Origin of the sequence: Aequitasia blattaphilus (assembly GCF_024721305.1) — a bacterium.
GTDB lineage: Bacteria > Bacillota > Clostridia > Lachnospirales > Lachnospiraceae > Aequitasia > Aequitasia blattaphila.
This window is the reverse complement of sequence record NZ_JAMXOD010000002.1, coordinates 31,680-51,844: the sequence shown is the minus strand read 5'-3', so window position 1 is coordinate 51,844 and position 20,165 is coordinate 31,680. Positions and strand designations below refer to the sequence as shown.

Sequence of the window (20,165 nt, the reverse complement as noted above, 5' to 3'; positions counted from 1 at the left end):
GCTATTTATTTATAAAATAAGGGCGAGGTCTCAGTGACCCCGCTCTTTTTAAACGTGAAAAAGGAGGCTGGACTTTTGGTATATTACATGGCGCCCTTAGAAGGGGTGACAACTTATGGATTTCGAAAACATTATCATGACAATTTTATTCCCTTTGATAAATACTTCACTCCATTTCTGGTACCCCATCAAAAGAGAGGATTTAATGAAAGAGAAAAAAAGGAAATCAGTTCAGAATACAATGGCAATCTCTGTCTGGTTCCTCAGATTTTATCCAATGAGAGTGAGGGCTTTTTGGAGACTGTAAGGAAGTTGAGAGAGGCAGGATACCGGGAGATTAATCTGAATCTGGGATGTCCCTCTAAGACGGTAGTTGGAAAGGGGAGAGGCTCTGGATTCCTTGCATATCCGGATAAATTGGATCGGTTTCTGGATGAGATATTTAAGGATCCATCAGTAGAGATTTCCATAAAGTCAAGACTTGGAGTGAATGAGGCTGAAGAATTTTTGGAGCTTATTCCATTGTTTAATAAGTATCCAATCAAAGAATTTATTCTCCATCCGAGAACCCAAAAAGATTTTTATGGAAATACGGTAAACCTTAAAATGTTTGAAATGGCATATCAGGAAATCAAAGCACCTCTTATTTACAATGGAGATATTAATACTGCAGAAGATGCTCATTTCATAGAAGAGAAGTTTCCAAATTTAAAAGGAATTATGATTGGGAGAGGAATAGTAGGAAATCCTTGTCTGCTGGAGTTGATAAAGGGAGAGGAGGCAATTTCTTACCAACGTATTTATTCTTTCTTACAGAAGCTTTTGGAGGAATACAGTAAGGTGGGTATTTCAGAGAAACAGGTTCTGCACAAAATGAAGGAAATATTTATATATTTGGAAAGGCTTTTCCCGGATGGCAGAAAAAGTATTAAAAAGATAAAGAAAGCAGAGAAATTTGATCGATATCAAGAAGGGCTGACAGAGATTTTTAAAGTATGTTAAAGAATTAGCAAAATGTTCTGGATTAGGTACATTCTATGGGTGAAATAATTGTAGAAAAAATCAGGTTTATAAGTTATAGTTAATAGAGATAAAACGAGGAGGTTGAGAAAGATGGCGTTGTTAACTTTTAAAGGAGGAATACATCCTGCTGAAGGAAAAGAATTAGCAAAAGACAAGCCTATCAAAGAACTAAAGCCTGTTGGAGACTTGGTTTTTCCGGTTTCACAGCACATTGGGGCTCCGGCCATACCAATAGTTGCAAAGGGCGATCGTGTTTTGAAAGGGCAAATGATTGCAGAAGCCGGAGGGTTTGTATCTTCGCCGGTTTATTCTTCGGTTTCAGGAACGGTATCTGGTATCGAGAAAAGGCTAAACTCTACTGGAGGAAGGGTGGATGCTATTATCATTCAAAATGATAATGAGTATGAAGAAGTAACCAGGGAAAAAGCCAACAATATTGATGAATTGTCCAAAGAAGAAATTCTGAAATCAATATCAACTGCAGGAATTGTAGGTATGGGTGGTGCTGGGTTCCCTACCCATGTGAAGCTATCACCAAAAGAACCAGATAAAATTGATTATGTAATAGCAAACTGCGCGGAGTGTGAGCCATATATTACGGCAGACTACAGAAGAATGCTTGAATATACAAATGAGCTTGTAGAGGGACTTGAGATTATTCTACGTCTTTTTGACAATGCAAAAGGAATTTTAGCGGTTGAGAACAATAAGCCAGATTGCATTGAGAAATTAGAAGAACTGACAAAGGATAATGATCGTATTGAGGTTGTAAAGTTACAGACAAAATACCCCCAAGGTGGTGAGCGTCAACTTATTTATGCTACAACAAAAAGAGCAATTAATTCCAGTATGCTGCCAGCAGATGCAGGGTGTGTAGTAGATAATGTTGAAACGATTATCAATGTTTATTACGCTGTAAAAGAAGGAAAGCCATGCACAGAACGTGTGGTTACAGTTAGTGGAGAAGGCATTAATGAGCCTGCTAACTTTATGGCGCTTTTAGGTACAAGCCAGGCAGAGCTTGTAGAAGCGGCAGGCGGATTGAAAGATGATGTGAAGAAGCTTATTTCAGGTGGTCCGATGATGGGATTTTCTATGTTTAGCTTAGACGTTCCAATTACCAAGACTTCCTCCGCTATTATTGCGTTTAATGAGGATGAGGTTGCTGCTCATGCAGAAACACCATGTATCAATTGTGGACGTTGTGTAGAAGTCTGTCCCAGTCGCCTTGTTCCTTCTCGACTAGCAGATTACGGTGAAAGACATGATGAAGAAACTTTCCTGAAATTTGATGGTTTAGAATGCATTGAATGTGGAAGCTGTAGTTTTGTTTGTCCTGCCAAGAGACCGTTAAAACAGTCTATTGGATCGATGAGAAAAACAGCTTTAGCAAACAAAAAGAAAAAATAGAAAGGAAGAGGTGACAAACTCGTGAGTGAATCAAAATTTAATATGTCTGCGTCTCCTCATTTTCGTGATAAAATAACTTCTTCAAATATCATGTTGATGGTGACGATTGCCCTATTGCCAGCCAGTGCATTTGGGGTCTACAATTTCGGTATACAAGCACTTCTAATGCTGATTGTAACAACAGTTACAGCAGTAGTAGTAGAAGCAATTTATGAGAAAGCAATGAAAAAACCTGTCACAGTAAAGGATTTTTCTGCTGTTGTAACAGGACTTCTGTTAGGACTTAATATGCCTCCTACAGCACCACTATGGATGGGAGCGTTAGGAAGTATCTTTGCAATTATTATTGTGAAACAGTTATTTGGTGGGTTGGGTCAGAACTTTATGAATCCGGCTTTAGGAGCGAGATGCTTTTTAGTTATTTCTTTTACGGGACCAATGACTCGCTTTGTTTATGATGGAGTAACAGGACCAACACCCCTTGGCCAGTTAAAAGCAGGGGAGGTTGTTGATACCATGGAAATGTTAAAAGGAACGATACCAGGAACGATTGGTGAGACTTCAGTAATTGCCATTATTATTGGAGCGGTTTTCTTGATTTTAATGGGCGTGATTGACCTTAGAATCCCAGGTACCTATATAGTTACTGTTGCAGTATTTGTAGGAATCTTTGGACATTTTGCGAATCCGGATATTGCATTCTTTGATCCGACTTATATCACAGCGCATTTGTGTGGTGGCGGACTCATGCTTGGAGCATGGTTTATGGCAACGGACTATGTGACATCTCCTATCACAAAGAAGGGTCAGTATCTATATGGAATTTTAATGGGAGTTCTTACCGGTCTGTTCCGACTGTTTGGTGGATCAGCAGAGGGAGTTTCCTATGCGATTATCATTAGTAATTTAGTTGTTCCGTTGATTGAGAGGGTTACTCTTCCCAAACCATTCGGTAAAGGAGGGGAATAGAGATGAAAATGTGGAAAAATGCAATAATACTAACGTTGATAACGGTAATCGCAGGAGCGGCATTAGGTTTGGTTTATGAGGTTACAAAGGAACCGATAGCGAATGCTCAGGATAAAGCAAAACGAGATGCCTGGGTTGCGGTTTTTCCGGATGCAAAAGTAGATGAATTTCAGGAAGAAAAAGTAGATGAGAAAGCAGCAGACAGTGCAATCTCTGACACAGGTGCAAATGCCATCGTAGATGAGGTGTGTACGGTGGGAGATAAAGGATATGTGGTAACCGTAACAGATAAAAACGGATATGGCGGAGATATTAAAATCACAGTAGGCCTGACGAAGGAAGGTGAGGTAAGTGGTATATCCTTCTTATCAATTAGTGAAACAGCCGGTCTTGGTATGAAAGCGAAAGAGCCAAAGTTCTACGAACAATTTGTAGGAAAGACAACGGCCAAATTTGCAGTTAAAAAAGATGGCGGAGACGGCGAACCTATCGAAGCTTTAAGCGGAGCAACCATAACATCACGAGCAGTTACAGAGGCGGTTAACGTAGCAATCGCATACTGTGGCAATGCATTTTAGGAGGTGGGAATAAGATGAAAAAAGGTACAGAAGTATTATTTAATGGTCTTATTAAAGAAAACCCAACTTTCGTATTGATGCTTGGTATGTGTCCGACTTTAGCGGTAACAACTTCAGCAACGAACGGAATTGGAATGGGTTTGTCAACAACAATTGTTTTGATTCTATCAAATGTTTTGATTTCGATGCTTCGTAAAATCATCCCGGATTCTCTTCGAATCCCGGCGTTTATTGTAATCGTTGCATCTTTTGTAACAATCGTTGAGTTTTTAATGGAAGGTTTTACACCAAGTCTATATGAATCATTAGGAATTTATATACCACTAATTGTTGTAAACTGTATTATTTTAGGACGTGCAGAGAGTTTTGCTTCAAAAAATGGAGTATTCCTGTCAGCTCTTGACGGAGTAGGAATGGGACTTGGATTTACATTAGGACTAACAGCAATTGGTCTTGTCCGTGAGATTATCGGCTCTGGCCAAGTGTTTGGAGTACAGTTGATTCCAGTAGCGGATGAACTGGCTGGAAAGTCAGGATATGTGCCAGTTACAATTTTTATACTTGCACCTGGAGCGTTTTTGGTTTTGGCCTTTTTGGTTGCATTGCAAAATAAGATTAAAATAAATGCAGCAAAGAAAAAAGGTGAAGAAGTACCTGATACAGCAAATTGTGGTGATGGCTGCTCAACTTGTGGCGGCTGTGGTGGAACTGCTCAAATCTTTCCAGTAGGAGAAGATGTGAGCAAGGATAAAAAAGAAGAATAGGAGGGGAGTATAGATGAAAGAATTATTATTGATTGCAATTGGCTCGGCACTAGTTAATAATGTTGTACTTAGCCAGTTTTTGGGTATTTGCCCCTTCCTTGGAGTGTCAAGAAAGGTCGAAACAGCAAGTGGTATGGGAGGCGCAGTAATCTTTGTTATTACGATTGCATCTTTTTTCACCAGTTTGATTTATAAGTTTATATTATTACCTCTTGATTTCACATACTTGCAGACGATTGTATTTATTCTTGTTATTGCAGCGTTAGTACAGTTTGTAGAAATGTTTTTGAAAAAGGCTATGCCTGGGTTATACAGCGCTCTTGGTGTGTATTTGCCTCTTATTACAACGAACTGTGCAGTACTTGGTGTGGCACTTACAAATGTACAAAAGGAGTATTCAATCCTTCCAAGTGTAATTAATGGGTTTGGAACTTCTATAGGATTTGCCCTTGCGATTATTTTAATGGCAGGAATACGAGAAAAAACAGAATACAATGATGTACCGGAATCCTTTCAGGGAATGCCAACTGTGTTGTTAACCGCAGCGTTAATGGCAATCGCATTTTTTGGATTCGCGGGCTTAATTTAGGAGGGAGTATCTATGAGTATATCAGGAATTCTCATTGCAACTGCAATTGTAGGTGCAACCGGCTTGTTCATAGGTGTATTCCTTGGACTTGCAGGTAAGAAGTTTGCAGTTGAGGTGGATGAAAAGGAAGAATTAGTGTTAGAAGCTCTTCCGGGAAACAACTGTGGTGCCTGTGGATATCCGGGATGTTCCGGTTTAGCGGCAGCAATAGCAAAAGGCGAGGCAGAAGTAGGAGCGTGTCCGGTAGGAGGTGCTCCGGTTGCGGCAGCAATCAGTGAAATTATGGGTATTGAAGCAGGAGCCCTAATCAGAAAGGTTGCCTATGTAAAATGTGCCGGTGATTGTGAAAGTGCAAAACAGAATTATGATTATTACGGTGTTGAAGACTGCGTTATTATGAATATGATGCAGGATGGCGGACCTAAAAAATGTAATTATGGCTGCCTTGGCGGTGGTACATGTATGAGAGCCTGTCCATTTGGTGCGATTTACATGGAAAATGGTATTGCAAAGGTAGATAAGGCTTTGTGCCGCTCTTGTGAGAAGTGCGTACAGTCATGTCCGAAACATATTATCGAAATGGTGCCTGAAACAGAACAATACTGGGTAATGTGTGCATCTATGGATAAAGGAAAAGATGTGATGGCAGCTTGTAGTGTGGGATGTATCGGGTGTAAAATGTGTGAAAAGGCATGTGAGTTTGATGCGGTTAAAGTCGTGGATAATATTGCACATATTGATGCCGATAAGTGTACAAACTGTGGTGCATGTGCAGAGAAATGTCCAAAGAAGATTATTTTTAAGGTGAGCTAAATAGATTGATGAAAACAGCAGTAGAAAAAGTAATACAAAGAATATGGACAGATATAAGGAATAACAAATGGGCGATTATGATTGTAATCGCCTATTTTGTAATTATGTCCACGGTTTTTCACCAAGGATGCCCTCAAGTACTTTTGACGGGATACCCTTGTGCAGCGTGTGGCCTTACAAGAGCAGGGACTGCACTTTTGAAACTGGATTTCAGACGTGCTTTGGAAATGAACCTGTTTATTTATCCGATTGCAGCAATGATACTGGTTTACGTTTTTAATCGTTATATACGTGGGAAGGCAAAACAGAAATGGCTGGTATATGGAATAATCCTGTTGTTTATTCTTATGACAGGATACTATTTTTACCGAATGTATCGTTACTTTCCAAATCAATCTCCTATGACGTTTTATGAAGACAATATTTTGCATTTTAAGCTCTTTTATGCTAGACTAAAGTGATAAATAAAAACAAAGGAGGAGAATATTCATGGATGAAAATAACAATCCAAATGTGGGGGGCACACCTGAGACGAACAATACACCGGAGGGACAGTCTTATCAAAATCCAAACGATAATATAACGCCTCAGCAAGATCCATATCAACAATACCAGCAATATCAACAAGGAAATCAACAACAGTATAATAACAATTATCAGTATGATCCAAATGCAGGTATGGATACAACTCCAATGGAATTAAAGGATTGGATTATTACCTTGATTCTATTGATGATTCCTTGTGTAAACATTGTATTTATGATTATGTGGGCAGTTGGAAAAACAGGAAATATAAACCGTAAGAATTATGCAAAAGCATACATCATTATCTTCTTGGTTCAAATTGTATTAGCAATATTATTTTCTGCAATTTTCGGTGCAGCATTTTCAACGATATTAAGCGGAAGTTATTACTAAAAAGACAGAGACTATTGATAGTTAATCAATAGTCTCTAATTTTTTTATTTGATTGTCATCGGTAATAAATATAGCGGTTACGTCTTTGAGCTGTGTGATGAGCTCTTTGCTTTGATCTACCCCTAGGACAAAGCAAGCAGTACTAAGTGCATCGGCTTGGGCAGATGATTCGCAGAGAATTGTTGCACTGTAGAGGGGGGATTGTGAAGGCATACCAGTTTTTGGATCTAAAAGATGATGGTATAGAGTTTGGTTGAATTCGAAATATCGTTCATATACTCCAGAAGTAACCAAAGAAGCATCTCTAATTTCCATAGAAGTTATTGGAGTGCCGGTTTCATCAAAGGGCTTCTGAATTCCGATGTGGAAAGGGGAATGGTCGGATTTTTCACCAAAAACCACAATATTTCCGCCCAGGTTAATTAAAGCGGTTTGTATACCTTGTTCCTTCAAAAAAGTTTTTAATTGATCTCCAATATAACCTTTAGCAATGCCGCCTAAATCAATTTTGGCAAGAGGATCTTCTAATGTAACGGTATCTTTGTCGATCTTGATTTTTGTATAATCCACATGAGAAAGTGCCTCGTCAATGTCTTTTTGGTCAGGAAGGGTGGGATGAGATTTTTTAAAATCCCATAAATCCACGAGAGGACCAATTGTAATATCGAAAGCACCGCCTGTAAGCTGAGAATATTCGATTGATTTTTCAAGTATTTCAATGGTTTCCGGAGATACCTTGGTTGGATTTCCTTGAGCGGAGTTGATTTTACTGATCTCGCTTTCTGGGTTTGTACGTGACAGTAAATTGTCATATTTGCGGCAAAACTCCATTATGTCTTGCTCTAAAGTTTTCTTTGGTGTGTCATAGACCGTAACGGATATAACCGTATCAAAGAACATGCCATTGTAGGTAACGGTATCTTGTTTTGTTTGACAGCCACCAAGGAGAAAAAGTAAAAGAATTGTTAGGATTAAGAATAATTTTTTCATAATAGTAGTATAGCATAAGAGGCATAAACTGCAACATCGAACATTTGTTGCCTTTGAATTACAGATATGATAAACTAGGTTCTGGAAGGAATCGGATTATGGATGAAAAGCATAGGAAATTTAATCGGTATGACGTATACGTTATTTTTTTGAGTTTATTGATCTGTGGTGTTTTTTTTATGGTCATAATGAATATTCAAAAGAAAGAAGCGGATAAAGTAGTTATTAAAGTAGATGGAGAAGTGCAGGGAGTATATAACTTAGAGGAAGAACAAAAAATCGAGATTAATGGTGGGAAAAATATTCTTCAAATAAAAGATAAAAAGGCGAAAATGATTTCTGGTGATTGTCCGGATCAAATTTGTGTTCAGCACAAGGAAATCGGGAAGAATCGAGAAAGTATTATTTGTCTTCCCAATAAGATTGTTGTTGAAATACAAGGGAAGGATGAAGGTGAATTAGATGCCATCACAAGGTAAAAGTAAAAAGATAGCATTATTTGGAATGCTCCTTGCCCTTTCTTTGATTTTAAGCTATGTAGAGACCTTAATTCCTGTGTCATTTGGAATTCCGGGAATTAAATTGGGACTTGCCAATTTGATTGTTGTAATTGGTTTGTATCAAATTTCGGTGAAAGAGCTTTATCTTTTAAGTATTTCAAGAGTGTTGCTTTCTGGCTTTATATTTGGAAATATGGCAAGCATTCTCTATAGTCTTGCCGGAGGAATTCTTAGTATCACCGTTATGATGGTGCTTAAGAAAATTGATAAGAATAGTGTTTTGGGCATCAGTATGGCAGGTGGTGTGTTTCACAACCTGGCTCAGCTTATTGTGGCTATGATTTTAGTGGAGACGTATCAAGTTGTTTATTATATACCGGTTCTGATTGTGGCAGGATTATTAACAGGGTTGTTAATTGGAATAATTGGGCGAGAGGTTTGTGTTAGAATTCGAAAAGTGTATAGATAAGAGGGAGCTTTATGATTGCATATGTTAAGGGAAGAGTAGAAGGAATCTATGATACAGGAGTTGTGGTTGATGTAAGAGGGATTGGATATTTTGTGTTTATGTCACCGGCGGCTATGAGTGTTTTACCGAAAGGTGAAGAGGTAAAAATTCATACGTATATGAATGTAAAAGAAGATGCCATGCAGCTTTTTGGTTTTTTGACCAGGGAAGATTTGGATATTTTCAAACTTATTATAGGGGTAAATGGTATTGGGCCAAAAGGTGGACAGCAGATTCTGTCTGTTTTGACGCCGGAAGAGCTGCGGTTTGCCGTTCTTTCAAAAGACGCAAAGGCGATTGCAAAGGCTCCGGGAATTGGCAAAAAAACAGCAGAAAAACTTATTCTGGAGTTGAGTGATAAAATTCATGTGGAAGACACACTTGAAATAAGGAACAAAGAGGGTGCTTATGGTGGTGCCGTTATTGATCCAAGATTAGAGGAAAGCATTCTTGCGATGGCTGCACTTGGCTATGATAATGGGGAAGCAATCAAAGCAGTGAAGAAGATCAAGATTACAGATGATATGACAGTGGAAGCTATATTAAAACAAGCGCTTAAGAATATTATGATGTAGGGAGAGTCAATAGATGAAACGGATTATAACAACAGATAACCTGGAGGAAGATATAAAAATCGAGAGTCATCTCAGGCCTCAGACTCTGAAGGAATACATCGGACAGGAAAAGGCAAAAGAGACCTTAAAGGTGTATATTACAGCAGCGAAACAAAGGGAAGAGCCTTTGGATCATCTTTTGTTTTATGGCCCTCCGGGACTGGGAAAGACAACCCTTGCCGGAATTATAGCAAATGAAATGGGAGTGAATATTAAAATCACATCCGGGCCTGCAATTGAAAAGCCGGGAGAAATGGCTGCGATTTTAAATAATCTTCAGGAGAATGATATTCTTTTCGTAGATGAGATTCATCGTTTGAACAGGCAAGTTGAGGAGGTGCTCTATCCGGCAATGGAAGATTACGCCATTGATATTATGATTGGAAAAGGGGCAACGGCCAGAAGCATTCGCTTAGATTTGCCTAAGTTTACGCTAGTGGGGGCAACCACAAGAGTAGGTATGCTGACGGCTCCTTTAAGAGATCGTTTTGGTGTGGTTCATCGAATGGAATACTATACAGTAGAGGAATTAGAAGATATTGTAATCCGTTCGGCAAAGGTGCTGGATGTGACAATTGATGCAACAGGAGCCCATGCATTGGCAAGAAGGTCTCGAGGAACCCCGCGATTGGTGAATCGCCTTTTGAAGAGGGTACGTGATTTTGCTCAGGTTAAATATGATGGTCATATTGATGAAGAAGTGGCGAATTACGCATTAGATTTGCTGGAAGTTGACAAGGAAGGGCTGGATCAAATCGACAGGGAGCTGCTGGAAGTTTTAATCTTTAAATTTCAAGGAGGCCCAGTGGGACTGGAAACTTTAGCAGCTGCTTTAAGTGAGGACTCCACAACGATTGAAGATGTTTATGAGCCATACTTATTAAAAAATGGCTTTATATCCAGAACCCCCAGGGGAAGGGTTGTACTGGAAAAAGCATATGTTCATTTAGGTATTCCGCACAAAAATGATGAAAAATAGTGGTTTTTTACTAAAAACTAGTTTATAATGAGTTTGAAGTATTATTATAGTTCGAGGAGGCTTTTATGGCATCATCAAAAAATTTCACAGAAGTATTAATTGGAGGAAAAGTATTTACTTTAAGCGGCTTTGAAAGTGAAGAGTATTTACAAAAGGTCTCTAGTTATTTGAATCACAAAATTGAAGAGTGTAGTAATAGCGAAGGATACCGTAAACAAAATGCGGAAACGAGAAGTATTTTGCTTGCGATTAATATTGCAGATGATTACTTTAAAGCGCGCAAGCAAGGAGGAACCCTTGAAAGCGATATTGAGGCAAAAGATAAAGAAATGTATGATTTAAAACATGAATTAATCTCTGTTCAAATCAAATTAGAAAATGCCGAAAAAGCACTGGATAAGCTAAAGGAAGAAAACAAAGAATTACAAATGAAAGCTGTGAAACTGGAAACCCAGTTAAAAGGTAAATAGAATGTGCATCTGCACATTCTATTTTATTCATAGAGAAAAAAAAGGGAATAGGTATGGAAAAAGTAGAGCTTTTAGCCCCGGCAGGAGGCATGGATAATTTAATAGCTGCGATTGATGCAGGAGCAGATGCCATTTATATTGGCGGCACTTCTTTTGGTGCGAGAAAACAGGCGAACAACCCGGAGTTAGAAGAGCTTTTGTGGGGAATTGATTACGTGCATCTCTTTGGAAAGAAAATATATCTTACCGTTAATACCTTAATCAAGGAGAAGGAGCGGCGAGAGGTAATTGATTTTTTACGGCCTTACTATGAAAGAGGTATTGACGGTGTCATTGTGCAGGATATTGGAATTCTAAAAGAAATTTCTTGTTACTATCCGGATTTACCTCTTCATGCAAGTACCCAGATGAGCATTGTAGACAGTCCGGGCGTAAGGCTTTTGGAAGAGCTGGGTGTGGAAAGAGTTGTACCTGCAAGAGAACTTAGCTTACAGGAGATTCGGGAAATACGCAAAAGAAGTAATATTGAGCTGGAATGCTTTATTCACGGGGCAATGTGCTATTCCTATTCAGGACAATGCCTGTTTAGTAGTATTTTAGGAGGAAGAAGCGGGAACAGAGGCTTATGTGCACAGCCATGCCGATTGCCTTTCTCTGTAAATGGTGGGAAACAGCAGGACATTATGAGTCTAAAAGATTTAAATACGTTGGCTCTTTTGCCAGAATTGATTGAAGCCGGAATTTCTTCTTTTAAGATAGAAGGAAGAATGAAAAGTCCTCAGTATGTATCAAGTGTTGTTTCGATTTACCGCAAATATATAGACCGATATTATTGTGGAAAGGATGATTTCCAAGTTGAAAGGGAAGATGCAGAAAAGCTGAATTTGGCTTTTCAAAGAAGAGGGTATACAACGGGATATTATAAAACCTACAATGGGAAAAATATGCTTTCGCTAAGCGCGCCAGTTAGAAAGGAAGAGCGTCTTATTGAAATCAATAAGAAAAAACTATCAATAGAGGGAAGTATCTTTCTAAAAAAGAGTGAACCTCTTGCCCTTGTACTACGTTACGGCGAGTACGAAGTGAAGGTTCATGGAGAAGTGGTACAAGAAGCAAAAAATATGCCTCTTTCAAAGGAAAAAATAAAAGAGCAAATCAGTAAAACCGGAAATAGCGATTTTAACTTTGGACGTTTGGATGTTGAGATAGAAGGTGATGTATTTATACCAATAAAAGCATTGAATACATTACGAAGAGAGGGGCTGGAGCTGCTTCGTGAAAAAATCCTGTCTGTATTCCGGCGAAAATCGGTTTTTAGAGAAGAGGCACTTCAGGATGAAAAAGAAAAAATTCAGAAAAAAGAAAGATTATCTGCATCAATTCTTAATTTGGAACAGTTAAAATCCTGTATGGAGGAAACTTGTTTTGACCGTATTTATGTTGATTCTGAGTTGATTTTTCAGAACGAGTTAAAAGATATTTTAAAAGAGAACGAGCATCAAGAAATATATCTTATGCTTCCCAGTATCTTTCGTAAAAGTACGAGAGATTTACTGAATAAGGAATATGGATTTATAGAAGAAACATTTGATGGGATTCTGGTAGAAAATTTTGAGGAAATTCAGTGGTTAAAGGAGCATGAATATCAGAAAGACATTGTAGGAGATAACCGGTTATACGTGATGAATAAAAGCAGTAAAAAAACGCTGTATGATTTAGGGCTCAAAGATTTAACAGTGCCTTTTGAACTCAACAACAAAGAGTTGAAGCAACTTGGAATTTCAGACATGGACTTTATTATATATGGAAGAATTCCTCTTATGGTTACAGCAAATTGTATTGAGAAAAACACAAAGGAATGCAGGAAAACAGAAACGGTAAACACCTTGCGGGATCGCTATCAGAAAAAATTTCCTGTTAAAAATTTCTGTAAATACTGTTATAATGTTGTTTATAACAGTGCACCTCTTGTATTATGGCAGGAGGAGAGAGAGCTTGAGAAGCTGTCTCTGAAGAGCAGGCGGTTTCTGTTTACAATAGAATCAAAAGAGGATATTAGACAACTAATATCACTTTATCACAGAAGAGAAAAACCTGAATTTGATTATACAAAGGGACATTTTAAAAGGGGAGTCGAATGACACACTTAATTATTGAAATATCAAAGTATATTATCATTTTATTAATTATAATGTATACCTATTCCTGTTTTGCAGTATATGGCTATCAGGATCCGGAACGAAAAACAGCAATGCTGCGTTCGCAAAACGTACTGATGTTTTTAATGCATCTCATTGCCTTTATTGTTTTGTACTTAAATAAGCTGGAGATGAAAATTGTATTATTTTGGGCAATGCAAGTGGGGCTGTTTTTGGCAACGATTTTACTCTATAGTATATTTTATCCCAAGGTGTCCAGGCTGGTTATAAATAATATGTGTATGTTGTTGTGTATTGGTTTGATTATGCTGACTCGTTTGGATTATGACAAAGCATTCAAGCAATTTGTAATTGCAGCGGCAGCCATTGGTATCAGCCTTTTTGTGCCGGTTATTATTCGTAAAATAAAGATACTATCTGAATTGCGTGTTTTTTATGGTGCAGTAGGAATAATATCCCTTGGCTTAGTGGCTCTTTTGGGACGTATTTCTTATGGCGCAAAGCTGGGTTTTACAATTGCAGGGATTAGTATCCAGCCATCAGAGGTTGTGAAAGTCATCTTTGTTTTTTTTGTGGCCTCAAGTTTTAAAAAGTCATTGGAATTCAAAAATATAGTGATTACGACAGCGGTGGCAGCGTTACACGTTTTGATTTTAGTTGCATCCACAGATCTTGGAGCGGCTCTGATTATTTTTGTAGTTTATATCACGATGCTCTATGTTGCAACAAAGAAACCTTTATATTTACTTGCGGGAACGGGAGCTGGAGCTTTGGCGGCGGTGATAGCCTATAATCTTTTTGGGCACATTAAGGTTCGTGTAAATGCTTGGAGAGATCCTTTTGCAAGTTATGATACGGGAGGGTATCAAGTGGCACAATCCTTATTTGCTCTTGGAACAGGAAGCTGGCTGGGGGTTGGGTTAACACGGGGGCAGCCTGAAACGATTCCTGTAGCAGCAGAAGATTTTATTTTTTCAGCCATTGCAGAAGAGTTGGGACTTGTTTTTGCCCTTTGTCTTATTTTGATTTGTGTGAGTGTATACATTATGTTTTTAAATATTGCAATGGAACTTCGGGGAATGTTTTACCGCCTCATTGCATTAGGACTTGGAACTTGCTATATTTTCCAGGTATTTCTAACAATTGGAGGCGTGACCAAATTTATTCCTTCAACAGGAGTAACCTTACCCTTGGTAAGTTACGGAGGAAGTTCGTTACTTAGTACCTTAATTATGTTTGGTATTATTCAAGGTCTATATATATTAAGAGAAGATGAGGAAGAAACCATTGAAAAACAGAAAAAGTTACGAAGAAAAGAAAGCAATCCGGCGTCTGGAAGAAGAGCTAGGCATTGAAGACTTACCTCGTAAGACACGTAGAGAATCGAAAAAAGAACAAAAACGATTGCGTAAGCAAAAACGGGATCGAAACCGGGAATTTGGATTTGTAACCTATTCCTTTGTTGCCCTTTTTTTGTGCCTTATGGGCTATATTGTATATTTCAACTTGTTTCGAGCAGAAGATATATTAAGCAGTGCTTACAATGAAAGACAGGATATGTATGCCAAGGATGTTGTACGAGGCGCAATCCTTGATCGAGACCAAAATGTTTTGGCAGAAACCATTGTAAACGAAGATGGAAGTGAAACAAGAAGTTATCCCTTTTCTGATTTATATGCCCATGTAGTAGGATATTCCAGTCATGGAAAAAGTGGGTTAGAGGCAAAAACCAATATAGAATTATTGACCTCAAATGAAAGTTTTTTGACTAAAATAAAAAGGGATTTCCAGGATGAAAAGAACTTGGGAGACTCAGTAGTAACAACTCTGGATAGTAATTTACAGCAAACAGCCTTTGATGCCTTGGGAGACCGAAGAGGTGCAGTGGTAGTGATTGAGCCCAGTACCGGAAAGATATTGGCTATGGTATCAAAACCAAGTTTCGACCCAAATCAGGTGGATGCTCTATGGCAAGAGTTAAATACCAGAGACGATAGTGTTCTGCTAAACAGAGCCAACCAAGGGCAGTATGCACCGGGTTCAACCTTTAAATTAGTAACAGCCTTGGAATATATGCGGGAAAATCCGGATTATCCCAATTACTATTATGAATGTTCCGGTGCAATAGATCACTATGATTTGAGTATTGCCTGCTATGGGCACACGGCACATGGCACAGTGGATTTAGGAGATTCTATTGCATATTCCTGTAATACATCTTTTTGTAACATTGGCTTGGGACTGGATATAGGCGCTTATGAGAACACGGCAGAAGAAGTTTTATTTGGAAAAACTCTTCCAGGTGAGCTTAAGTCGGCAAAAAGCAGTTTTGGTTTGACGAAAGATGCATCGGATGGGGATAAAATGATGACGGCAATGGGGCAGGGGAAAATACAGACGAGTCCATACCATATGGCGTTAATTGCTGCAGCAATTGCAAATGGTGGTGAATTAATGACCCCCTATTTGACCGATTACATTTTAAATTCTTCTGGCAGCGAAATTGAAAAGAATATGCCAAAAAGCTATGGAGCATTGATGAGTGTGGACGAAGCGGCAGTCTTAAAAGAATATATGACACGAGTGATTAACTATGGAACTGCGACTTCATTAGGATATCGTTCCTATAGTGTGGCAGGGAAGACTGGGACGGCTGAGTATAGTACAGATAGTGAAAAAAACCATTCTTGGTTTATTGGATTTACCAATGTAGATAATCCGGATATTGCCATTAGTGTATTGATTGAATCCGCAGAAGGGACTGGAGCTGCAACGGATGTTGCCGGGGCTGTTTTCGATGCATATTACAACTGAGAAGCGAGAAGGTGTGAAATGAAATTTTTCAAAAAACTGTATTTGGATCCAGACTTGAAAAAAGTTGATAAAGTATTAGAGAAGCTGCATAAAGAGGATTATTCTCCAAAAGTATCTCTTTTATTCATTCGTAAAAAGCAAGACGAATTCGTGATTGAGGTGATGGATTCCAAATATTTGAGAAGAGATTTTGTGGAAACAGGGAATTTGAAAGTTTTTGGAGTTGCGTGTGATAAGGATGGAGCCTTCCTGCTTTTGAAAGATTTAGCAAAAGCAGCATATCATAAGGAGGGAAAAGTTGATTTGATAAGTTTCCTTTTGGAAGAGGAAGGAGATCAACAATGAGTATCTTAGGAATTTTCCTTACAATATTAAAAATTATTGGAATTATACTTTTAAGCATAATTGGCTGTATCTTACTTCTTATGTTGGTGATTCTTTTTGTTGCAATAAAATATGATGGTGAAATAGAGACGAAAGGAAACTTGGAAAGCACACAGGTGAATCTTAGAATTAGTTGGTTTTTTAAGTTGGTTCGTTTGAACTATTCCTTAAAAAATGGTAAGAGTGAGCTGGTAACGAAAATTTTATTTAAAACTTTAGGAGGCGAAAAGGAGAATTCAAGTGAAGAGAGAGAAGTTTTTAAAGAAGAAGAATTTAAAGAGCCTGAAAAGGCTGAAGAAAAATTTGAAGAAGAGCCTAAAGAACCGAAAAAAGAGAATCAACAGATTACAGAACCTGAGGAGAAGCCTAAAGAGAGGTCTCCGGAAACTTCGCCTCCAAAAAAGAAGAGGAAGAAGGGTTATACATTCCAGAAGATTTATGATAAAATAGAATCATTCGGTGCTAAGCTTGAGGGTTTGGAAGAGAAAAAGGATAAAATTTTTAATTTTATTCAAGACAAAAATCACAGAGCAGCTCTGGGTCAGGTAAAAGAAAAAGGCATCATTTTATTGAAACGCTTAAAACCAAAGTATTTGAAAGGGAATGTATGTCTTGGATTTGAGGATCCATATCATACAGGGCGTGTAGCTGCAATATATAGTGTTTTTAGTCCGTGGCTATATGAAAGGATTACTTTATATCCGAATTTTGAAGACCGGGTATTGGAAGGGGATTTGCGCATCAAGGGTAACGTCAGGGTTATTGCTCTTGTATGTTTTCTGCTCCCCCTTGTGTTGAAGCGAGAAGTACGTACTACATATAAGGATATTCGAAAATTCAAACTATAATGGAGGTTGAAATGGCTGAAAATAATATTAAGGGAACAGTGGATGCATTACTAAAGGGAATGGACGGTTTGATTTCTTCAAAAACAGTTGTGGGAGATGCAATTTATGTAGGAGATACCATTTTACTACCTCTTGTTGACGTATCTTTTGCCATTGGAGCTGGATCATTTTTGGGAGATAAAAAGGACAAAGGAACAGGTGGAGTTGGTGGGAAAGTAACTCCTTGTGCAATACTTGTGATTCAAAATGGACATACCCGCCTGGTTAATATTAAAAATCAGGATACCATGACAAAAATATTGGATATGGTTCCAGAACTTCTTGATAAAGTGGGAAACAAGAAGGAAAAAAAGATGACAGAAGATGAAGTTATGGATATGTTAAATAATGAAGACGTGATTTAGAAATTTTTACTTGCAATTCGTATACATTTCTGATAATATATATTTGTTGTGAGTTCGTATATTAAGAACTTATAGAATCGTTAGGAGGTGCAGTCATGGCAAAATGTGCTATTTGTGAAAAGGGTGCTCACTTTGGGAACAATGTAAGCCACTCTCATAGAAAAACACCAAAGATGTGGAAATCAAACGTTAAGTCAGTTCGAGTAAGAGTAGCGGCTGGAGCGACAAAGAAAATGAATGTTTGTACTTCTTGCTTGAAATCAGGCAGAGTCGAAAGAGCATAATTGTGAACTCAGGTTTCAAGTGAAATCTGAGTTTTTTTCGTTATGTATACCTATGTGTTGAATAATAGAGTTTTAAATAGTATAATATAGTATCAATGAAAGTTGGAGGTAATGGTATGAAGGGAAAACTGACTACAGATTTCGGACTTGTTACTGTAGACGCAGAAGTAATTGCTACCTATGCTGGAACAGTTGCTGTGGAATGCTTCGGTATAGTTGGAATGGCTGCCGTTAATGTGAAAGATGGTCTTGTACATTTATTAAAAAAAGATAATTTAAAAAAAGGGATTTCCGTTACAATTGGTGAGGACAACCATATTGCATTGGATTTTCATATTGTAGTTTCTTATGGAGTTAATATTCCTACTGTGACAGATAATTTAATTGATACAGTAAGATATAAAGTGGAAGAATTTACAGGTATGCCAATCGATCGAATTCGAATATATATTGACGGTGTAAGAGTCATCGACTAACAAGGAGGAACGTTTAAAGTGGCAACGAAAACAATTAATTCAGAATTACTTGCTAAGATGTTTTTGGCAGGTGCTCAAAATATAGAAGTGCAAAAGGCTTATATAAATGAGTTGAATGTATTTCCAGTGCCGGATGGAGACACTGGAACAAATATGTCTTTAACCATTATGTCTGCTGCAAAGGAGGTCAAGGGATTAAAGAATCCAACGATGCAAGAGCTTTCCAAAGCAATTTCTTCTGGTTCATTAAGAGGAGCAAGAGGAAACTCAGGAGTAATTCTTTCACAGCTTCTAAGAGGATTTACAAAAGTAATCCGGGAGGAAGAGGAAGTCGATGCAATTACATTGGCGGCAGCTTGTATTAAGGCAAAGGAAACAGCTTATAAGGCAGTTATGAAGCCGAAAGAAGGGACGATTCTTACAGTTGCAAGCGGAATTGCAGATAAAGCAATTGAATTGTCTGAGGACACAGAGGATTTAGAAGTGATTATTCCTGGAATTATCGCTTATGCAGAGGAAGTTTTAGCATCTACCCCAGACTTACTTCCTGTTTTGAAGGAAGCAGGAGTTGTGGATTCAGGAGGACAAGGTCTTTTGGAAATCTTAAAGGGAGGATATGATGCCTTTCTAGGTAAGGAAATCGATTATTCTTCGATTGAGGTACAAAGTGCGTCACCAGTTATTGTGGATTCAGAAGCAGGGGCAAACATCGAGTTTGGGTATTGTACTGAATTTATTGTGAATTTGGAAAAGGATTTCCGCGAAAAGGATGAAGATGAATTCAAAGAATATTTGTCCTCAATTGGAGATTCTATTGTTTGCGTATCAGATGATGATGTGGTAAAAATCCATGTACATACGAATGATCCGGGATTGGCGATTCAAAAGGGTCTTTCCTATGGTTCTTTGTCTCGTATGAAAATTGATAATATGAGAGAAGAACATCAGGAGAAGCTTCTTCAAGAGATGAAAAAACAGCAAGCTCAGGAAGAAGAACAACCATGGAAAGAGGTTGGATTTATTTCGGTATCGATTGGAGAAGGAATCAATAAGATTTTTAAGGAACTAGGGGTAGACTTTATTATTGAGGGCGGTCAGACGATGAACCCCAGTACGGAAGATATGCTTCATGCCATCGAAGAAGTGAAGGCAAAAAGCATTTTTATTCTTCCAAACAACAAAAATATTATTCTTGCAGCAAACCAAGCAAAGGATTTAACAAAAGACAAAGAGATTATTGTGATTCCGACGAAATCAATTCCTCAAGGTATTTCTGCGATGATTAGCTATTCTCCGGAAATGGATCGGGAACAAAATCAGACTGCAATGCAGGAAGAAATAAACCATGTTAAAACAGGATCGGTTACTTATGCGGTACGAGATACCCACATTGATGATAAGGATATTAATGAGGGTGATATCATGGGGATTGGCGATACAAAAATACTAGCCGTGGGACAGGATATACGTACCACCTCTGAAGAGATGTTAGAAAATCTAATTGATGAAGATTCTGAGTTGATTAGTATTTATTATGGAGCAGAAGTGGCGGCGAAAGACGCAGAAGAGTTTGCAAAAGGGCTAGAAGAAAAATATGGAGATTTAGATATAGACTTACAGTACGGAGGGCAACCGATTTACTATTATGTAATGTCTGTAGAGTAAGAGAAT

Annotated in this window: 24 protein-coding genes; 23 read left to right on the top strand and 1 reads right to left on the bottom strand. The window is 38.2% G+C overall.

The window, feature by feature from the left end; translation table 11 throughout:
• Window positions 1–75: 75 nt before the first annotated feature.
• The 9 genes from NHH15_RS01695 (at window position 76) to NHH15_RS01655 (ending at window position 7,064) form a co-directional block, all read left to right on the top strand.
• The gene (locus tag NHH15_RS01695) at window positions 76–1,002 is read left to right on the top strand and encodes a tRNA dihydrouridine synthase (protein WP_262064909.1); all 927 of its coding nucleotides are present in this window, start codon (window positions 76–78) and stop codon (window positions 1,000–1,002) included.
• A gap of 111 nt (window positions 1,003–1,113) precedes the next feature.
• Complete coding sequence (gene rsxC / locus NHH15_RS01690; RefSeq protein WP_262064908.1) at window positions 1,114–2,433, top strand: electron transport complex subunit RsxC; 1,320 nt, start codon at window positions 1,114–1,116, stop codon at window positions 2,431–2,433.
• A gap of 42 nt (window positions 2,434–2,475) precedes the next feature.
• On the top strand, window positions 2,476–3,402 hold the full coding sequence (locus NHH15_RS01685) for an RnfABCDGE type electron transport complex subunit D (protein ID WP_262065096.1): 927 nt from the start codon (window positions 2,476–2,478) through the stop codon (window positions 3,400–3,402).
• A gap of 2 nt (window positions 3,403–3,404) precedes the next feature.
• Complete coding sequence (locus NHH15_RS01680) at window positions 3,405–3,980, top strand: RnfABCDGE type electron transport complex subunit G (protein WP_262064907.1); 576 nt, start codon at window positions 3,405–3,407, stop codon at window positions 3,978–3,980.
• A gap of 14 nt (window positions 3,981–3,994) precedes the next feature.
• Window positions 3,995–4,744, top strand: a complete 750-nt coding sequence (gene rsxE / locus NHH15_RS01675; protein WP_262064906.1) for an electron transport complex subunit RsxE — start codon at window positions 3,995–3,997, stop codon at window positions 4,742–4,744.
• 13 nt (window positions 4,745–4,757) lie between these two features.
• Window positions 4,758–5,333 (top strand): electron transport complex subunit RsxA, encoded by a 576-nt coding sequence (rsxA, locus tag NHH15_RS01670; protein WP_262064905.1) that lies wholly within the window; start codon window positions 4,758–4,760, stop codon window positions 5,331–5,333.
• Window positions 5,334–5,345: 12 nt separating this feature from the next.
• Window positions 5,346–6,146 carry an RnfABCDGE type electron transport complex subunit B gene (locus tag NHH15_RS01665; RefSeq protein WP_262064904.1) on the top strand — a complete coding sequence of 267 codons (801 nt, stop codon included), beginning with the start codon at window positions 5,346–5,348 and terminating at the stop codon, window positions 6,144–6,146.
• Between the two features lie 8 nt (window positions 6,147–6,154).
• Complete coding sequence (locus NHH15_RS01660) at window positions 6,155–6,607, top strand: DUF2752 domain-containing protein (protein ID WP_262064903.1); 453 nt, start codon at window positions 6,155–6,157, stop codon at window positions 6,605–6,607.
• Between the two features lie 28 nt (window positions 6,608–6,635).
• Window positions 6,636–7,064, top strand: a complete 429-nt coding sequence (locus tag NHH15_RS01655; protein WP_262064902.1) for a hypothetical protein — start codon at window positions 6,636–6,638, stop codon at window positions 7,062–7,064.
• Between the two features lie 21 nt (window positions 7,065–7,085).
• On the opposite strand, the gene NHH15_RS01650 is transcribed toward NHH15_RS01655, so the two are convergent.
• Window positions 7,086–8,054: an FAD:protein FMN transferase gene (locus NHH15_RS01650; RefSeq protein WP_262064901.1), complete on the bottom strand. Its 969-nt coding sequence runs from the start codon at window positions 8,052–8,054 to the stop codon at window positions 7,086–7,088.
• A 98-nt stretch (window positions 8,055–8,152) separates the two neighbouring features.
• Between NHH15_RS01650 and NHH15_RS01645 the strand changes: the two genes are divergently transcribed.
• From NHH15_RS01645 to NHH15_RS01580, 14 genes are all read left to right on the top strand, one after another.
• Window positions 8,153–8,533, top strand: coding sequence for a NusG domain II-containing protein (locus NHH15_RS01645; RefSeq protein ID WP_262064900.1), 381 nt, complete (start codon window positions 8,153–8,155; stop codon window positions 8,531–8,533).
• Window positions 8,517–9,023, top strand: coding sequence for a Gx transporter family protein (locus tag NHH15_RS01640; protein WP_262064899.1), 507 nt, complete (start codon window positions 8,517–8,519; stop codon window positions 9,021–9,023). Before NHH15_RS01645 ends, NHH15_RS01640 begins: the two co-directional genes overlap by 17 nt.
• A gap of 11 nt (window positions 9,024–9,034) precedes the next feature.
• Window positions 9,035–9,637 carry a Holliday junction branch migration protein RuvA gene (gene ruvA / locus NHH15_RS01635; RefSeq protein ID WP_262064898.1) on the top strand — a complete coding sequence of 201 codons (603 nt, stop codon included), beginning with the start codon at window positions 9,035–9,037 and terminating at the stop codon, window positions 9,635–9,637.
• 13 nt (window positions 9,638–9,650) lie between these two features.
• Complete coding sequence (gene ruvB / locus NHH15_RS01630) at window positions 9,651–10,655, top strand: Holliday junction branch migration DNA helicase RuvB (RefSeq protein WP_262064897.1); 1,005 nt, start codon at window positions 9,651–9,653, stop codon at window positions 10,653–10,655.
• Between the two features lie 65 nt (window positions 10,656–10,720).
• Window positions 10,721–11,125: a cell division protein ZapA gene (locus NHH15_RS01625; protein ID WP_262064896.1), complete on the top strand. Its 405-nt coding sequence runs from the start codon at window positions 10,721–10,723 to the stop codon at window positions 11,123–11,125.
• A 53-nt stretch (window positions 11,126–11,178) separates the two neighbouring features.
• Complete coding sequence (locus NHH15_RS01620; RefSeq protein WP_262064895.1) at window positions 11,179–13,266, top strand: peptidase U32 family protein; 2,088 nt, start codon at window positions 11,179–11,181, stop codon at window positions 13,264–13,266.
• Entirely contained in the window at window positions 13,263–14,639 is a 1,377-nt protein-coding gene (locus NHH15_RS01615; RefSeq protein WP_262064894.1) for an FtsW/RodA/SpoVE family cell cycle protein, read from the top strand. The genes NHH15_RS01620 and NHH15_RS01615 overlap by 4 nt, the downstream gene beginning before the upstream one ends.
• Before the next feature lie 127 nt (window positions 14,640–14,766).
• Complete coding sequence (locus tag NHH15_RS01610; protein ID WP_262065095.1) at window positions 14,767–16,098, top strand: peptidoglycan D,D-transpeptidase FtsI family protein; 1,332 nt, start codon at window positions 14,767–14,769, stop codon at window positions 16,096–16,098.
• Between the two features lie 18 nt (window positions 16,099–16,116).
• Window positions 16,117–16,443, top strand: coding sequence for a hypothetical protein (locus NHH15_RS01605; protein WP_262064893.1), 327 nt, complete (start codon window positions 16,117–16,119; stop codon window positions 16,441–16,443).
• On the top strand, window positions 16,440–17,330 hold the full coding sequence (locus NHH15_RS01600; RefSeq protein WP_262064892.1) for a DUF2953 domain-containing protein: 891 nt from the start codon (window positions 16,440–16,442) through the stop codon (window positions 17,328–17,330). Before NHH15_RS01605 ends, NHH15_RS01600 begins: the two co-directional genes overlap by 4 nt.
• 11 nt (window positions 17,331–17,341) lie before the next feature.
• Window positions 17,342–17,734 carry a GerW family sporulation protein gene (locus NHH15_RS01595; RefSeq protein ID WP_262064891.1) on the top strand — a complete coding sequence of 131 codons (393 nt, stop codon included), beginning with the start codon at window positions 17,342–17,344 and terminating at the stop codon, window positions 17,732–17,734.
• Between the two features lie 95 nt (window positions 17,735–17,829).
• Entirely contained in the window at window positions 17,830–18,018 is a 189-nt protein-coding gene (rpmB, locus tag NHH15_RS01590; RefSeq protein ID WP_262064890.1) for a 50S ribosomal protein L28, read from the top strand.
• A 116-nt stretch (window positions 18,019–18,134) separates the two neighbouring features.
• Window positions 18,135–18,494: an Asp23/Gls24 family envelope stress response protein gene (locus tag NHH15_RS01585; protein ID WP_262064889.1), complete on the top strand. Its 360-nt coding sequence runs from the start codon at window positions 18,135–18,137 to the stop codon at window positions 18,492–18,494.
• A gap of 18 nt (window positions 18,495–18,512) precedes the next feature.
• Window positions 18,513–20,159 (top strand): DAK2 domain-containing protein, encoded by a 1,647-nt coding sequence (locus NHH15_RS01580; protein WP_262064888.1) that lies wholly within the window; start codon window positions 18,513–18,515, stop codon window positions 20,157–20,159.
• Window positions 20,160–20,165: the final 6 nt, after the last annotated feature.

What these genes read in the sequence shown, in the direction of transcription:
- NHH15_RS01600 (WP_262064892.1), top strand. Translation starts at nt 16,440, where the DNA reads ATGAGTATCTTAGGAATTTTCCTTACAATATTAAAAATTATTGGAATT.
- NHH15_RS01640 (WP_262064899.1), top strand. Translation starts at nt 8,517, where the DNA reads ATGCCATCACAAGGTAAAAGTAAAAAGATAGCATTATTTGGAATGCTC.
- ruvB (WP_262064897.1), top strand. Translation starts at nt 9,651, where the DNA reads ATGAAACGGATTATAACAACAGATAACCTGGAGGAAGATATAAAAATC.
- rsxA (WP_262064905.1), top strand. Translation starts at nt 4,758, where the DNA reads ATGAAAGAATTATTATTGATTGCAATTGGCTCGGCACTAGTTAATAAT.
- NHH15_RS01650 (WP_262064901.1), bottom strand. Translation starts at nt 8,054, where the DNA reads ATGAAAAAATTATTCTTAATCCTAACAATTCTTTTACTTTTTCTCCTT.
- NHH15_RS01615 (WP_262064894.1), top strand. Translation starts at nt 13,263, where the DNA reads ATGACACACTTAATTATTGAAATATCAAAGTATATTATCATTTTATTA.
- NHH15_RS01595 (WP_262064891.1), top strand. Translation starts at nt 17,342, where the DNA reads ATGGCTGAAAATAATATTAAGGGAACAGTGGATGCATTACTAAAGGGA.
- NHH15_RS01620 (WP_262064895.1), top strand. Translation starts at nt 11,179, where the DNA reads ATGGAAAAAGTAGAGCTTTTAGCCCCGGCAGGAGGCATGGATAATTTA.
- rpmB (WP_262064890.1), top strand. Translation starts at nt 17,830, where the DNA reads ATGGCAAAATGTGCTATTTGTGAAAAGGGTGCTCACTTTGGGAACAAT.
- NHH15_RS01655 (WP_262064902.1), top strand. Translation starts at nt 6,636, where the DNA reads ATGGATGAAAATAACAATCCAAATGTGGGGGGCACACCTGAGACGAAC.
- NHH15_RS01605 (WP_262064893.1), top strand. Translation starts at nt 16,117, where the DNA reads ATGAAATTTTTCAAAAAACTGTATTTGGATCCAGACTTGAAAAAAGTT.
- NHH15_RS01585 (WP_262064889.1), top strand. Translation starts at nt 18,135, where the DNA reads ATGAAGGGAAAACTGACTACAGATTTCGGACTTGTTACTGTAGACGCA.
- NHH15_RS01680 (WP_262064907.1), top strand. Translation starts at nt 3,405, where the DNA reads ATGAAAATGTGGAAAAATGCAATAATACTAACGTTGATAACGGTAATC.
- ruvA (WP_262064898.1), top strand. Translation starts at nt 9,035, where the DNA reads ATGATTGCATATGTTAAGGGAAGAGTAGAAGGAATCTATGATACAGGA.
- rsxC (WP_262064908.1), top strand. Translation starts at nt 1,114, where the DNA reads ATGGCGTTGTTAACTTTTAAAGGAGGAATACATCCTGCTGAAGGAAAA.
- rsxE (WP_262064906.1), top strand. Translation starts at nt 3,995, where the DNA reads ATGAAAAAAGGTACAGAAGTATTATTTAATGGTCTTATTAAAGAAAAC.
- NHH15_RS01645 (WP_262064900.1), top strand. Translation starts at nt 8,153, where the DNA reads ATGGATGAAAAGCATAGGAAATTTAATCGGTATGACGTATACGTTATT.
- NHH15_RS01685 (WP_262065096.1), top strand. Translation starts at nt 2,476, where the DNA reads ATGTCTGCGTCTCCTCATTTTCGTGATAAAATAACTTCTTCAAATATC.
- NHH15_RS01625 (WP_262064896.1), top strand. Translation starts at nt 10,721, where the DNA reads ATGGCATCATCAAAAAATTTCACAGAAGTATTAATTGGAGGAAAAGTA.
- NHH15_RS01665 (WP_262064904.1), top strand. Translation starts at nt 5,346, where the DNA reads ATGAGTATATCAGGAATTCTCATTGCAACTGCAATTGTAGGTGCAACC.
- NHH15_RS01660 (WP_262064903.1), top strand. Translation starts at nt 6,155, where the DNA reads ATGAAAACAGCAGTAGAAAAAGTAATACAAAGAATATGGACAGATATA.
- NHH15_RS01610 (WP_262065095.1), top strand. Translation starts at nt 14,767, where the DNA reads ATGGGCTATATTGTATATTTCAACTTGTTTCGAGCAGAAGATATATTA.